The sequence below is a fragment of the Methylobacterium sp. GC_Met_2 genome, assembly GCF_026540795.1.
In the GTDB taxonomy this organism is placed as follows: Bacteria; Pseudomonadota; Alphaproteobacteria; order Rhizobiales; family Beijerinckiaceae; genus Methylobacterium.
In genome coordinates this window covers 53,380-67,598 of the sequence record NZ_JALNUM010000021.1, presented here as the reverse complement: position 1 = coordinate 67,598, position 14,219 = coordinate 53,380, and the positions used below count along the sequence as shown (strand labels likewise).

11 protein-coding genes are annotated in these 14,219 nt (G+C 71.9%); 4 read left to right on the top strand and 7 right to left on the bottom strand.

What is annotated here, in order from left to right; all coding sequences use genetic code 11:
- Positions 1–107: 107 nt before the first annotated feature.
- The 7 genes from OXS49_RS10370 to crtD form a co-directional block, all read right to left on the bottom strand.
- Positions 108–977 carry a hypothetical protein gene (locus OXS49_RS10370; protein ID WP_267423941.1) on the bottom strand — a complete coding sequence of 290 codons (870 nt, stop codon included), beginning with the start codon at positions 975–977 and terminating at the stop codon, positions 108–110.
- Complete coding sequence (locus OXS49_RS10365; protein ID WP_267423940.1) at positions 974–2,815, bottom strand: ABC transporter ATP-binding protein; 1,842 nt, start codon at positions 2,813–2,815, stop codon at positions 974–976. The genes OXS49_RS10370 and OXS49_RS10365 overlap by 4 nt, the downstream gene beginning before the upstream one ends.
- The gene (locus OXS49_RS10360) at positions 2,812–4,962 is read right to left on the bottom strand and encodes a glycosyltransferase (RefSeq protein WP_267423939.1); all 2,151 of its coding nucleotides are present in this window, start codon (positions 4,960–4,962) and stop codon (positions 2,812–2,814) included. The genes OXS49_RS10365 and OXS49_RS10360 overlap by 4 nt, the downstream gene beginning before the upstream one ends.
- Positions 4,950–6,230, bottom strand: a complete 1,281-nt coding sequence (locus OXS49_RS10355) for a glycosyltransferase family 4 protein (protein ID WP_267423938.1) — start codon at positions 6,228–6,230, stop codon at positions 4,950–4,952. The genes OXS49_RS10360 and OXS49_RS10355 overlap by 13 nt, the downstream gene beginning before the upstream one ends.
- Positions 6,227–7,465: a glycosyltransferase gene (locus OXS49_RS10350; RefSeq protein WP_267423937.1), complete on the bottom strand. Its 1,239-nt coding sequence runs from the start codon at positions 7,463–7,465 to the stop codon at positions 6,227–6,229. The genes OXS49_RS10355 and OXS49_RS10350 overlap by 4 nt, the downstream gene beginning before the upstream one ends.
- Before the next feature lie 160 nt (positions 7,466–7,625).
- Positions 7,626–8,522 carry a carotenoid 1,2-hydratase gene (locus OXS49_RS10345; RefSeq protein WP_244007606.1) on the bottom strand — a complete coding sequence of 299 codons (897 nt, stop codon included), beginning with the start codon at positions 8,520–8,522 and terminating at the stop codon, positions 7,626–7,628.
- Complete coding sequence (crtD, locus tag OXS49_RS10340; protein WP_267423936.1) at positions 8,519–10,072, bottom strand: 1-hydroxycarotenoid 3,4-desaturase CrtD; 1,554 nt, start codon at positions 10,070–10,072, stop codon at positions 8,519–8,521. The genes OXS49_RS10345 and crtD overlap by 4 nt, the downstream gene beginning before the upstream one ends.
- Before the next feature lie 87 nt (positions 10,073–10,159).
- On the opposite strand from crtD, the gene OXS49_RS10335 reads away from it, so the two are divergent.
- The 4 genes from OXS49_RS10335 to OXS49_RS10320 all read left to right on the top strand — a co-directional run bounded on the left by OXS49_RS10335 (position 10,160) and on the right by OXS49_RS10320 (position 14,218).
- On the top strand, positions 10,160–11,029 hold the full coding sequence (locus tag OXS49_RS10335) for a polyprenyl synthetase family protein (RefSeq protein WP_267423935.1): 870 nt from the start codon (positions 10,160–10,162) through the stop codon (positions 11,027–11,029).
- Positions 11,030–11,112: 83 nt separating this feature from the next.
- Positions 11,113–12,183, top strand: coding sequence for a methyltransferase (locus tag OXS49_RS10330; protein ID WP_267423934.1), 1,071 nt, complete (start codon positions 11,113–11,115; stop codon positions 12,181–12,183).
- Positions 12,184–12,278: 95 nt separating this feature from the next.
- Entirely contained in the window at positions 12,279–13,217 is a 939-nt protein-coding gene (gene bchC, locus OXS49_RS10325) for a chlorophyll synthesis pathway protein BchC (protein ID WP_267423933.1), read from the top strand.
- Positions 13,214–14,218, top strand: coding sequence for a chlorophyllide a reductase iron protein subunit X (locus OXS49_RS10320; RefSeq protein ID WP_244007616.1), 1,005 nt, complete (start codon positions 13,214–13,216; stop codon positions 14,216–14,218). Before bchC ends, OXS49_RS10320 begins: the two co-directional genes overlap by 4 nt.
- Position 14,219: the final 1 nt, after the last annotated feature.

The following is a 14,219-nucleotide window of genomic DNA, read 5'->3' as shown; positions in this document are numbered from 1 at the left end:
CGCAGTCCTTTCGTACGCGGGGTTCCCCTCTCCCGACCCCTGCCGACGCAGGGGCCACCCTCCCCCGCAGAGGGGGGAGGGGAAACCGTCGCGCTTGTCAGACCCGCTCATGGCCCACCCCGCAGCGTCACCGAGGTCAGCCGCGCGGGCGAATACCCCGTCGCCCGGTGCAGATCGTCGAAGGCGTGGGACCGGGCGATCAGGCCGGCCGCCCGCCGGATCAGTTCGTCGTCGACCGGCTGCTCGAACTGGCGTCCGTTGCGGGTCCAGCGGATCGGTTCCGGGCTGCGCTCGGGGCCGGTGATCATCGCGATGGTCGGGTGCGCGGGGCCACCATGGGCGTGGATCCGATGGCCGGCCGCGTCGTCGTCGAACAGCAGGCGGGTCAGGCCCCGGGCCTGCGCCTCCACCACCCGACGCCCCTGCGCCACATGGTCGTCGAAGAACGCCACCGTGGAGGCCGGGTCGAGCATCGACCAATCGGCGGTCGACCAGTCGGCGGTGCTGTAGCGGGCCTGTCGGTCGCGGTAGTGAAGCCCGGACAGGTCGGGATCGTGGCAGAAGATCCGGGCCTCCGGGCAGGCCTGCCGGATCACCCAGGTGGTCATCCCGCGGAACACACCCGATTCAATCACGAAGGCGGGTTTCAGGGCGCGCATCGCCACGTAGAGCTGCAGGGCCCCGTTGAAGCCGCTGCCGCCCCGCCGCTGACGGACGGGCGCGGTCGGGATCAGCGACCAGAAGGTACGGACCGGATCGATCACGGGACCGTCCAACGTCAGCCCGGCCGCCGCGAGGTCGCGCTCCAGGATCGCGGCCGCCGCTTCGAGCAGCGTCGCCACCTCGCGCGGGGAGGTCGGCCGGTGGCTCCAATCGGGGGCAGCGGGCACGAGGTCGTAGCCGAGCCGGTCGAACAGGGGGCCGAGCACCTTCCGGCGCAGGCGCTCCAACGCGATCGGAGGTCGCATCTGGCTCATGCGGCCACCGCTTCGGCCGCGCCGCCGAACCGGACACGGTGCCCGGTTTCGATGGCGCGCATCGTGCCCGCCTCGTCGGGCTCCAGCCGGTAGGGCGCCTCCCAGCGCGTCGGATCGTTCCGGTCGGACGCCACGGCCGCGAAATCGAGCGGGTGATCCAGGCTCGGATCGGGCACGGCGGCCAGCAGCGCCTGCGTGTAGGGATGGACCGGCCGGCGGAACAGGGCGGCCCGGGGGGCCTCCTCGACGATCCGCCCCCGGCACATCACGCTGATCGTGTCAGCCATGTAGTCGATCACCGCCAGGTTGTGAGAGACGATTAGGTAGGACAGCCCCAAAGCCGCCTGGAGATCCTTGAGCAGGTTCAGGATCTGCGCTTGCACCGACACGTCGAGCGCCGAGACCGGCTCGTCGAGCACGAGGAGCCGCGGCTGCACGGCCAGCGCCCGGGCGATGCCGATGCGCTGGCGCTGCCCGCCCGAGAAGGCGTGCGGGTAGCGGTTGAGGCCATTCGGCTCCAGGCCGACCATGGCCATCAGGTCGCGGCAGCGCTCCTTGCGCTCCGCATGAGAGACGCCGTGGATCTCCATCGGCTCGGAGAGGATCTGGCGCACGGTCATGCGGGGATCGAGGGAGGCGTAGGGGTCCTGAAACACGAACTGGACCGTGCGCCGGTAGGCGAACAGGGCGTTGCCGCTCAAGGCGTGGACATCCCGCGGGCCGGCGCCGTCGTCGAACAGGATCCGGCCGGAATCGGGAGCGAGCGCCCGCATGACCATCTTCGAGACCGTGGTCTTGCCCGATCCCGATTCGCCGACGAGTCCGAGCGTCTGGCCCGCCGAGAGGCTGAGCGACACATCGGAGACGGCGTGGACGTACCGCGGCTTCTGCCAGATCCGGCCGGAGCGCAGGGTGAAGGTCTTGCTCACCCGCTCGACCTGGAGGATCGGCCCGGCCAGCGGCGCGCGTGCCTGCACCGGCGGGATCTCGGCCTTCGCCGGGCGGATCGGGGTCAGGCGCTCGCCCGGCGCCATGTCGAACCGGGGCACCGCGTGAAGCAGCGCCCGCAGATAGGCGTGGCCGGGGGCACGCATCACCGCCTCGCGCGGGCCGGACTCCACGAGCCGCCCGCGATAGAGCACCGCCACGTCGTGGGCGACGTTGGCGACCACCCCGAGGTCGTGGGTGATCAGCAGGATCGCCATCCCGGTCTCGTCCTGGAGCCGGGTCAGCAGGGCGAGGATCTGGGCCTGGGTGGTGACGTCGAGCGCCGTGGTCGGCTCGTCGGCGACCAGCAGGGCCGGCTTCAGGATCAGCGCCATGGCGATCATCGCGCGCTGGCGCAGGCCGCCCGACAGCTCGAACGGGTAGGTGCGCAGGGCGCGCTGCGGATCCGGAAAGCCCACCCGGGCGAGGGCCTCCTGCGTGCGCGCATCGGCCTCCCGCCGGTCGGCACCGGTGTGGATACGCAGGGCCTCGCCGATCTGGTCGCCGATCGTGTGGAGCGGCGAGAGGCAGGTCATCGGCTCCTGAAAGATCATCGCGATGCGCTGGCCGCGGATCGCCCGCATCGCCGGGCCCTCGGCGGGAAGCCGCGCGATATCGACGTCCGAGCCGCCGTCGCGGAACAGGATCTGGCCGCGGGTGATGGCGGCGGAGGGCGGGAGGATGCGCAGGATCGCCTGCGCGGTCACCGACTTGCCCGAGCCCGATTCACCGACGAGCGCCAGGGTCCGCCCGCGCGTCACGTCGAGGGACAGGCCGTGCAGCGCCTCGAACGGTTTCGGCTCGGCTCGGAACGCGACGGCAAGATCGCGGATGGACAGAAGTGCGTTCAAACGGTCCCCGCGCTCTGGAGATCCGGATGATGGGGCGGCGTACCCCGCCTGTCCATTGCGGCACGGTCGAACGCACGCCGCGGATGCAGCCTCTCGATCGCCGGATGCTTCAGGACCACGGCCAGCAGCCGCCCAATAAAGCTCCAAACTGCCTCATCCTGCCCCAGATGGTGAGTCAGCAGGACGATCGGGCGTTCGGGCCTCCGCGCGATGTCGTCGGCGAGGGCGGCGAGCATCGCCTCGGGGTCGCGCAGGGCGCGCGAGCCGCGCCAATCGATCGGATCGAGCGTGGCGTCGATGCGGCGGAGATTGGGGATCGGCGCCCCCGGGACTGCCGACAGGCCGCGATAGCCGAGCTCCGGAAGGGCGGAGGCGAGCGCCGGCGCGAGGCGGTTCCAGGGCGGGACGAAGACCGGGAGCAGATGGGATTCCGGCACGCGCTCCCGCGCGATCCGGAGCCCGGCGGCGGCATCCGCAACGAGGGCAGAGAGCGGTCGACCGGGGCCGAATTCCGCGGCCTTCATGTCGGGCGGTGCGTGGTTGCGGTGCGCGAGGCCGTGGACCGCGACGCTGACCTCCGGCGCCGTTTCGAGGCGACGCCCCAGGGCCGGCTCGATACCGGCCGGGATGGCGGCGAGCAGGAGCGGCGCGTTGTGGGGCTCCGCCAGCGCGAGCAGCCGGTCGAGCGCCGGCGTCGCGGTGACCGTGTCGTCGTCGCGCCAGAGAAACGGAAGGGTGCGGCCGCAGGCGCTGGCTGCGTCGAGGGCCTGATGCAGCACGTGCCAGGACGAATGCGCAGCCAGGTGAGGCGCGGCCTGACTGCGCGTCACGTCCGTGCTCGATCCTGAGACTTCTCGTCCCTCACCCCAACCCTCTCCCGCACGGGAGAGGGGGCGCGTCGCGCCCGCGCGATCCGATGGTGCTCCGCCGTCACGCACGTGCTGGATCGGGCTCGTCTGCGCGGGATCGCTATCACCAATCACAGAGATCATGTCGGCGGCAGGGACGCGGCGTCCACCGCGGCGGTCCGCATGAAGCGCCGCGACGATTTCGACTGAGCGCACGGCCCCGCCGAGATCGAACCCATGCGAACCGGGCCGTGGCGCCGCTCGCTGCGCCTCCACCGCCTGAAGCAGCGCCTGGGTGCTCAATTCCGCCTCCGGCAGGACCCGGGCGAGGCCGTGCGCGGCGAGATGCTCCGCGCGCAGGCGTTGCTCGGTCTCGCCACCCGCCTCGAACGGCACGAGGATGGCGGGCGTCCCTGTGGCGAGGAGATCGGTCGCGGTGTTGTAACCGCACTGGCTGACCGACACTGCGGAACCGGCCAGCAGGGTCCGGTAATCCGCCCGGGCACGGCCGAGGACGCCATCCGGAAGTCCAAGCCCGATCACCCGCAGGGCGGCTTCCGGCACGCCGTGGCCGGCCAGGATCCGCCAGCCGAGATCCGGCCGCTGCCGGGCCGCATCGGCGGCGGTGCGCAGCACAAGTAGCCCGGCCGGTCCGGATCCGGCGGCGACCAGAATTCCGGCGCGATCCGCAGCCGGTGCGGGGCGCGTCCCCTCGTCCACATAGCCCGTGTAGCGCAGCGTGCCGGCCGTCGCGGCGTCGAGCGGCCAGGAGGCTTCGAGGGGCACCAGAGCCGGATCGCCGTGGACCAGCACGGCGTCATACAGGGTGGCGACCCGGGCATGGGCCTGCGCGATCCGCTCCGGTCTTGTCGCGGCGACGAGGATATCGCGCACGGAGGCGAGTACCAGGGGACGGGGCACCCGGGCGTGCGCCGCCTCGACCAGCGCCAGGAACTCCGCCGCCAGCGCCCGCCGGCCGAAGGGGAACAGCTCGGTCAGCACGGCATCGGGCGCGAAGGTCTCCAGCGCTTCGATCATCAGCGTACGGCGGTGCGCCAGCCACACAGCATCCGCTGGCTCCCCGTCAGGCTTCAGAAGCGTCGCGAAGGCGGTGCCGACGATGCGCAATGGCGGCAGCTGGACGAGCCGCACCCCATCGAGGCGCACCAGGGGGGCCGGATCGCCGCCGGAGATCAGCATCGCCTCATGACCGGCCGCCGCGAACGACCGGGCCAGGGCGGCGGCACGGGTGAGATGCCCGGCGCCGAGCAGATGCGTGACCGCGATCAGGACGCGCACGGCGACCCCTCCGGGGCGCTATCGAGCGCGGATGCGCCCGCTCCGGCCGAACCTCGCAGCCGGCCGGCGATCAGCGATACGGCACGCTCCTCAGAGAAATCCTCGACCAGCCGGGCGCGCGCCGCCGCGCCGAGGCGAAGTCTCAGGTCCGGATCCCCCGCCAGACGGATCAGGGCCGCAATCAGGGCCGCCGGCTCGCCGGGCTGCACCAGAACGCCGTGTACCTCGTCGGCGATGAATTCCGGCGTGCCCCCGAAGGCCGTCGCGAGGATGGGAAGGGCCTGGCTGGCCGCCTCCATCAGGACGTTCGGCAACCCGTCGCGGTCGCCGCCGGGGCCGGGCTTGGTCGGCAGCACGAACAGATCGGCGGCGCGCATCGCCGCAATTACCTCGGGTTGGGCCAGGGCGCCGCGGAAGCTCACCCGTCCGGCGAGGTCACGGTCGCGCACGTCCGCTTCGAGCGCGTCGCGCAACTCACCGCCGCCGATCAGGTCGAGCCGCCAGTGCAGGGTTGCGGGCAGGCCGGCCAGGGCAGCGATCAGGTCGTCGTGCCCTTTCTTGGCCACGAGCCGCCCGACGCAGAGGAGCCGCAGCGGCGCGGCCGGGTCGGTGCCGTCGCGCCGGTCGTTCCGGTCGGGCGCCGGGGGGAAGCGCCCGAGATCGAGCCCGTGATAGGCGAGCAGCGTCCGGCCCGGTGCCAGCCGGTCGAGGCGCCTCTGGCCGTCGCGGGTGCAGGTCACGCCCCAGCGGGCGTCGTGCAGCTTCTCGGTCAGCTCCCAGTCCGGCGTGGTCCAGATGTCCTTGGCGTGGGCGGAGAAACTCCAGCCGCGCCCCGTCAGCACGGCGGCGTAGCGGGCGACGCTGGCGGGCGTGTGCAGGAAATGCACATGGATATGCCCGATGGCGGCGGGCAGCTCCCGGGCCAGCACCAGCGCCTGACCGAAGCGGCGCAGGCGCGAGGCCGTCGGGTCGCGCCGGAAATCGCGGGCGAAGAGTGCCAGGAGCGCGGGCAGGCGCGGCCGCCGCAGTGCGGCCAGGACACCGCGGAGCACGCGCAACGGCGCCGTGTGCAGGTATTCGGGCAGGTAGGAGACCGGCGCGCGGATCTGCGCGTGCATCGGGTGGTGGAACCGGTCGGTCGGTCGACGCAGTGACCAGATTTCCAGGGGCAGCCCACACCGCTCCAGGGCCAGGATCTCCTGGGCGATGAAGGTCTCGGACAGCCGCGGATAGCCCTTGAGAACCACGGCGATCCGCCGCTCGGTCACGAGTAGGCCCGCACGCGGTGTTGCCCAACGCCAGAACCGGCCAGCGCACGGACCCGGCGCGCCACGGCTTCGAGCCCGCCGAGCAGGCCCGAGACCAGGACCCGCGATGGCTCGGTCTGCTCGGGCAGGGCGCGCAAAGCCGCCGCCATGCGCTCCGGCTCCCGCCCGTCTTCCTCCATCAGGACCCGGACGAGCCCCAGGCCCTCGGCCGCCAGGGCGCGGATCGCCTGCTCGCGGCGCGGCTCGGTGCGCGGCACGAGGATCGCCCGGCGATCGAACGACAGGATCTCGCAGAACGTGTTGTAGCCGCCCATGGCGACCACGCCGGCCGCCTTGCTCATCAGAAACTCGATCTCGCTGTCGAACGTGATCGCGGAGACCCGCCCGGCGAGCGCACGGATGCGGACGTCGAAGCCGCGGCGGGCCGCGTCGTCGAGGAACGGGCCGAAGGCGATGAGCGCGGGCAGGGGGATGCCGGAATCGGCCTCGTAGGCGGCGATGACCCAGTCGATCAGCGCGGCACCGTCCCCGCCGCCGCCCGCCGTGACGAGGATGAACGGCCCTTGCGCCACGGCGGGCTCCGCGCGTCCGGCCCGCCGCTCAGGCAGGTCGCGGCGCAGATAGCCCGTGTAGGTCAACCGCTCGGCGATCCGGGTGGCAGTCTCGGCCTCCATCGGCAGCGCCGCCAGGGGCGCGTGGATGCGGCTCAGGCCGTACACCCAGATCTCGTCGTAGAAGCGCACCATCGTCTCGACCGCACCCTTGCGCTCCCATTCGGGAACGAGGCGATCGGCTTCGTCCAGCACGTCGCGCAAGCCGAGGACCAGACGGATCCCCCGCTCGCAGGCCCATTCGAGGGTCGGCAACAACTCTCCGTGGAAGCCGGCCGGTTCCTTGTCGACGACGATCATGTCGGGCGCGAAGGCCGCGCAGGTGCGGGTGATGATGTCGGTCCGCAACGCCACCGTCCGGTCGAGGGGCACGGCGGCGTCGCGGCTGCCATACCCCCCGTCGAGGAACTTGACGACCGGGGGCAGTCGGACCGTCCGCACGCCGGGCGCGAAGGCGAAGCGGTCGATCACCGGCGACCCGGACACGATCACCGCCCGGGCCCGGCCGTCACCCGACACGATCGCGTTGGCGATCGCCCGCGAGCGGCGCAGATGGCCGAGCCCGAACGTGTCGTGGCTGTAGATGAGAACGCGTGGGCCCGATGACGCCTCGTCCTCTCGCATTCCGGTGACCGCCTCAGTTGAAGGCGCGAGGATCGCAGCCGACGCCCTCTCGCACAAGCGGGGCCGGACGGTAAACAGCGCCGTCGAACGGCCTGGCACCGGTGACGTTGCAGGGGTGTGACGGGATCTGTTTGCTGGTGAACCTTCGCGCGGCCCGGCGTTATGTGCGCCCGATCGGACGCGGCGCCGGGTCGACCGACCGGATCGGCGGTCTCGGCATCCGGAACGGCAGCATCAACCGCACGAGCGGGTTGCGGAACCGGTCGAGGGACAGGCTCTCATGCATCGCGCGCACCGGCTCGCCGCCGAGCGTCGAGGCCAGCAGGGAGCGGGCGTAGAACGGCGTGTTCTCGTAGGTCGTGAGGACGCGGGCGCGGCCGTCGTCGCTGCGGGTATCGCGATTCATTCGCCAGAGGCGCGTCGGCGGCAGGCGTGCTTCCGTCGGCGGACGGATCTCGCGGCGGCTGCCGTCCCGGTTGAAGCGCAGAGACAGGTTCTGGCCACCGCCATCCCGGTGGTGCACGTCGTACAGGATCGCGGCACCGTCCGGCAGATCGGCCCGGCACCACGTCCAGCGGGTGAACGCATCCTCCAGGGCCTCGTCGCCGTCGTTGGTGTCGAAATACGCGGTGCCGGTCCAGCGCAATCCGGGCTGATCGAACGCGACTTCGACCCGCGAGGACGGGGCCATCGGCCACCAGCGATGACGCCCGGCGCGGTCCAGGTGGAATGGCCCGGCGGTGAAGCCCGGCGGCTCCAGCCGGACCGTGCCGCGCAGCCGGTGGGGCAGGGGCGACCCGCGCTCGTCGATCCGGACGGTCAGCGCCGTGCCGTCCCAGTGCATCGCGCTCGGCCCGATGGCGATGTGATCCGCGTCCCGCGACAGGCTGTCGGCGCGGCGCTCCGTCATGGCGAAGCGGCTGCGCTCGCCGTAGAGCACGACGTTCATGGCGCAATGCGCGAACGGGTCCCGTTCGGCGCTCCAGGCATAGTAGGGCGAGAACACGCTGCCGATGAACGCGATGATCGTGAGGCCCTGTCGGCCGTCATCGCTCACCGCATCGACGTACCACCACGCGTAGCCGCCCCGCGCGACCGGGCCGTCGAATCGCGGTCGTCCAAGATCGCCGCCGCCGCCAGCCGGCCGGACTGCGCCGCCATCGGAACGCCCGGCCCCGGATGGACCGAGCCCCCCGCCAGATAGAGCCCCGGGATCGCCGTCCGGGCGCCGGCCCGCTTGAACGTCGCCGCCCAGCCCTGCGCCGACCGCCCGTAGAGCGCGCCCCCCGTCCCCGGGAAGAGGGCTTCGAACTCCCGGGGCGTCGTCGTCACGGGCGACGCCAGATCCAGTTGAAGCCCGCAGGCCTCCAGCCGGCGCAGCAGGGTCCTCGCGCATGTTTCGATCTCCGGCGGCGTGGGCGGGCGGTCCCGGCCATCCGCCGGGGCATTGACGAGGAGGAGCAGGTGCTCGGGTCCCGACGGCACGAGGCCGGCCTCCGACCGGTCCTGCGCGCAGACGTAGACCGTGGGGTCGTCGGGCAGGCGGCGTCGGCGCAGGATCGTGTCGAACTCGGCCCGGTAGTCCCGCGAGAAGAACACGGAGTGATGCGCGAGGGGGAAGCCCCGGGGCTCCGCCACCGCGCAGAAGGTCACGGCCGACAGCGAGCGTTCGGCCGGCGCCAGCCGCGCGCCGGCCGATGCCGCATCGGCACCGAGCAGCCCGGCGCCGAGGGCGGCGCAATCGGCGTTGCAGACGACCGTGTCGGCCGCGATCCGCTCACCGCCGGCCAGGACGACGCCGCTCACCGTCCCGCCCTCGGTGACGATCCGCTCGACGTGGGCGCCGTAGCGGAACGTGGCGCCCCGTTCCGCGGCGAGATCCGCCACCGATCGCGCCAGGGCGCTCAGGCCCCCCGCCACGGTCCAGACGCCCGCTTGCTCGACATGGGCGACGAGCATCAGGGTCGCCGGCGCGCTGAACGGCGAGGCGCCGCAATAGGTGGCATAGCGGCCAAAGAGTTGCAGCAGCCGCGGATCCCGGAAGAAGCTGCCGAGCGCCGACCATAGGGTGGCGAAGGGCTGGATCCGCCAGAGATCGCCGATCCCCGACAATCCGACCCGCTGGGCGAGCCCCGCCGGGCTGGTCCGTCCGTCGCGGATGAACGGGCCTTCGAGCGTGCGGTAGACCTCCGCGGACCGGGCACAGAATCGCCGGTAGCCCTCGGCCTCGCGGGGTCCGGCGAAGGCCGCGATGGCCGCCGCCGAGGCTTCGATATCGGCAAAAAGATCGAGACGTTCGTCGCGGCTCCAGGCGTGCCGGGCGAGGAGGTCCGCCGGGCTCAGCGCGACCCGCTCGCCAAGATTCGCCCCACACTCGGCGAACAGCTCCTCGAACACCCAGCGCATGGTGAAGACGGTCGGCCCGGCCTCGACGGCGCGGCCCCCGACCGGAACGCTGCGCATCTTGCCACCGGGCTGCGCGGCCCGTTCCAGGACGGTCACTGCGCAACCGGCCTGCGCGAGCCGGAGCGCGGCGGCCAAGCCGCCGATCCCGGCGCCGATCACGACGACGCACTCCCGAGCCACGCTCGCCCCGCTGTTCCGCATCGGAACGGGATTGATCTGCCGCGCCAGCAGTGTCAATAAGAAATGACACCTGTCGCTGACAAGCCAACACAACAAGGAGGCAACGCGATGGAGTCGGGACGCCGAATCGAGATGGCGCTGGATCGCGCCGTGGCGCACGCGGAGGCACCGGGTGCGCCCCCCATGCTGGCAGAGGCGCTCCGCTACGCCGTGTTCCCCGGCGGGCACCGGATCCGACCCCGGCTCTGCCTCTCGGTGGCGCAGGCCTGCGGCGACGACGATCCCGTCGGGTCGTCCGCTGCGGCGGCGGCCATCGAACTCCTGCACTGCGCGTCCCTGGTCCACGACGATCTGCCGTGCTTCGACGACGCCCCGATGCGTCGGCAGAAAGCCACGGTCCACGTCGCGTTCGGCGAACCGATCGCGGTCCTGGCCGGCGACGCGCTGATCGTGCTCGCCTTCGAAACCCTGGCCCGGGCCGCGGGTCCCCATCCGGGGCGGCTCGTCCGGCTCGTGAGCCTCCTCGGTCGCGCCGCGGGCTCGCCCTCCGGCATTGCCGCCGGGCAGGCGTGGGAATCCGAGGCCTATGTCAGCCTCAGCGATTACCAGCAGGCCAAGACCGGCGCGCTGTTCGCGGCCGCCACCGTCGCGGGCGCCGCAGCCGCGGGCGCCGAGCCGGAGCCGTGGCGCAGGCTCGGGGAATGCCTGGGTGAGGCCTATCAGGTGGCCGACGATCTGCGGGACGTCGCCTGCCGCCAGGAGGAGATCGGTAAGCCCGCCGGGCGCGACGCCACGCTCGGGCGCCCCAACGCGGCAGCCTTGCTCGGAACCGGGGGCGCGCTCGATCGCCTCGCCCGACTGACGCGCGAAGCCGTGGCGGCGATTCCCGACTGCCCCGGCGCCGCGACCCTCACCGCCGAGATCGAGGTGCAGGCGCGGCTTTTCCTGCCCGCGAGCCTGCGGGCGGTGACAGCCTGAGCGCCGGATCCCTGCCGGGGACCAGCGCGACACCGCCGGCCCCCGCGGCCTGGAGCGAGCGCTGGCTTGCCTGGCGCAACCGTTTGGTCGCGAACCCGCGGTTTCAGCGCTGGGCCGCGGGCTTTCCGCTGACCCGCGGCATCGCGCAGCGCAACACCCGCGCGTTGTTCGACCTGTGCGCCGGCTTCGTCTACGCGCAGGTTCTCACCGCCTGCATCCGACTCGATCTGTTCGCGATCCTGGCCGAGGGTCCGGCCTCGATCGACGCGCTGGCCCGCCGACTCGATCTGCCGCCCGACAACGCCCGCCGCCTGCTTCGCGCGGCCGAATCGCTGAGACTGGTGCGGGCGCTGAAGGGCGAGCGGTATGGGCTGGCCGACCTCGGTGCCGCCCTCAACGGAAACCCCGGGATCGCCGGGATGGTCGAACACCACGCGCTCCTCTACGCCGATCTCGCCGACCCGGTGCGCCTCCTTCGGGGTCAGGCCCAGCCGACCGAGCTGTCGGGCTACTGGCCCTACGCATCCGGCACCGCCGCCGAGCCGGACGCCTATGCCCGCTACAGCGCGCTGATGGGCGCCTCGCAGGCCATGATCGCCGAGGATGTGCTCGACGCCTGCGACCTGTCCGGCGCCCGGCAGCTGATGGATGTGGGCGGAGGCGAGGGTGCGTTCCTCCAAGCGGTCGCGGCCCGCCATGCGCATCTCGGCCTGACACTGTTCGATCTGCCTGCCGTCGCGGAGCGCGCGACCGCGCGGCTGTCGCGCGTCGGGCTCGGCAGCCGAATCGCCTGCCGCAGCGGCGACTTCCATGCCGGGCTGCCGCCGGGCGCCGACGCCATATCGCTGGTGCGCATCGTCCACGATCATGACGACTGCCCCGCCCAGGCCCTGCTGGCCGCAGCCCATGCGGCTCTGACTCCCGGCGGTTGCCTGATCCTGGCCGAGCCGATGGCTGGCACACCGGGGGCCGAGCCGGTCGGAGATGCGTATTTCGGTCTCTACCTGCTGGCGATGGGGTCAGGCCGGCCGCGCCGTGCTGACGAGCTCCGCACCATGCTACACGCGGCGGGATTCACCACTATCCGCGAGCCGCGTGCACGCCGTCCCCTCCTCGCACGCGTGCTGATCGCCCAGAAATCGGGCGCCGTGTAGTAAGTGTGACTTGACGCATAGAACTGTCTATCTAGGATGACACTCAACGGCGTCGCTCCCAGCGAGTCGCATAAGACAGGGCGGAATCTCCCATCATGGATGCGCTGGCCGTCATCCTCGAACGACCGGAGCACCTGTCAGTCCAGCGGCTGGCGTTGGAGCCCGCCTGCGCGTCCGACGCGGTGGTCGCGACCACCTGGAGCGGAATCAGCACCGGAACCGAGCGCCTGCTCTGGTCGGGGCGCATGCCGCCGTTCCCCGGGATGGGCTACCCCCTGGTGCCGGGTTATGAATCCGTCGGCACGGTCGTGGAGGCCGATGCCGCCGGCTCGGTCCGGGTCGGCCAGACCGTGTTCGTCCCCGGCGCCCGCTGCTTCGGCGCGGTGCGCGGCCTGTTCGGCGGAGCCGCCTCCCATCTGATCGCACCCGCCGCCCGGCTCGTGCCGGTGGATGGAGCGCTCGGCGATACCGCCTGCCTCCTGGCCCTCGCGGCGACCGCCTATCGGGCGCTCGGCGGGATCCAGCCCGGTGCGACCCCGCTGATCGTCGGGCACGGGGTCCTCGGCCGGCTGCTCGCACGCCTTACCCTGGCCGCCGGCGCGGCGCCGACGGTGTGGGAGACGAACCCGCTGCGCGTCGCGGACGACCACGGCTACACGGTCCTGACGCCTGAGAGCGATCCCCGGCGCGACTACGCGGTGATCACAGATGTCAGCGGCGACGCCTCCGGCCTCGATGCGCTGATCGCCCGGCTGGCCCCCGGCGGCGAGATCGTGCTCGCCGGGTTCTACGAGGCGCCGCTGAGCTTCGCCTTCCCGCCGGCCTTCATGCGTGAGGCCCGGATCCGGATCTCGGCCGAGTTCAAACCGGCGGATCTGGCGGCCGTCACGGCCCTGATCGACGGCGGACGGCTCTCCCTCAACGGGTTGATCACGCACCGCGAAGTCGCGGCCGAGGCCGAGGCCGCCTACCGCACCGCCTTCACCGACCCGGCCTGCCTGAAGATGATCCTCGATTGGAGGGACGCCGCGTGAACGTTCAGCTCGACAAAGCCGCCCTGTCTCAGGCCGCGCAGCTCCGCGCAGAGGCCGCGATCGAACCGGACGCCGTGGTCACCGCGCCGGTGAAGAAAGAGACGCAGATCATCGCGATCTACGGCAAGGGCGGGATCGGCAAGTCGTTCACCCTGGCCAATCTCAGCTACATGATGGCCCAGCAGGGCAAGAAGGTCCTGCTGATCGGCTGCGACCCGAAGAGCGACACGACCTCGCTGCTGTTCGGCGGCAAGGCCTGCCCGACCATCATCGAGACCTCGACCAAGAAGAAGCTCGCCGGCGAGGCGGTCGCCATCGGCGACGTCTGCTTCAAGCGCGACGGCGTCTACGCCATGGAACTCGGCGGCCCGGAGGTCGGGCGCGGCTGCGGCGGACGCGGCATCATCCACGGCTTCGAGCTGCTGGAGAAGCTCGGTTTCCACGAATGGGGCTTCGACTTCGTCCTGCTCGACTTCCTGGGCGACGTGGTCTGCGGCGGCTTCGGCCTGCCGATCGCCCGGGACATGTGCCAGAAGGTCATCGTCGTCGGCTCGAACGACCTGCAATCGCTCTACGTCGCCAACAACGTCTGCTCGGCGGTCGAGTATTTCCGCAAACTCGGCGGCAACGTCGGCGTCGGCGGGCTGGTGATCAACAAGGATGACGGCACCGGCGAGGCCCAGGCCTTCGCGGACGCGGCCGGCATCCCGGTCCTGGCCTCGATCCCGGCCGACGACGACATTCGCCGCAAGAGCGCCAATTACGAGATCATCGGCCGGCCGGAGAGCCGCTGGGGCAGCCTGTTCTCGGATCTCGCCGCCAACGTCGCCACCGCCGCGCCGCACCAGCCGAAGCCGCTCACGCAGGACGAACTGCTCGGCCTGTTCTCCAGCGACGTGACCGGCCGCGACGTGGTGCTGGTGCCGGCGACCCACGAGGACATGTGCGGCGTCGCCCACGTGACCAAGCCGTCCCTCGAAGTCGTGTACGACGAGGTCTGAC

What these genes read in the sequence shown, in the direction of transcription:
- OXS49_RS10370 (WP_267423941.1), bottom strand. Translation starts at nt 977, where the DNA reads ATGAGCCAGATGCGACCTCCGATCGCGTTGGAGCGCCTGCGCCGGAAG.
- OXS49_RS10350 (WP_267423937.1), bottom strand. Translation starts at nt 7,465, where the DNA reads ATGCGAGAGGACGAGGCGTCATCGGGCCCACGCGTTCTCATCTACAGC.
- crtD (WP_267423936.1), bottom strand. Translation starts at nt 10,072, where the DNA reads ATGCGGAACAGCGGGGCGAGCGTGGCTCGGGAGTGCGTCGTCGTGATC.
- OXS49_RS10335 (WP_267423935.1), top strand. Translation starts at nt 10,160, where the DNA reads ATGGAGTCGGGACGCCGAATCGAGATGGCGCTGGATCGCGCCGTGGCG.
- bchC (WP_267423933.1), top strand. Translation starts at nt 12,279, where the DNA reads ATGGATGCGCTGGCCGTCATCCTCGAACGACCGGAGCACCTGTCAGTC.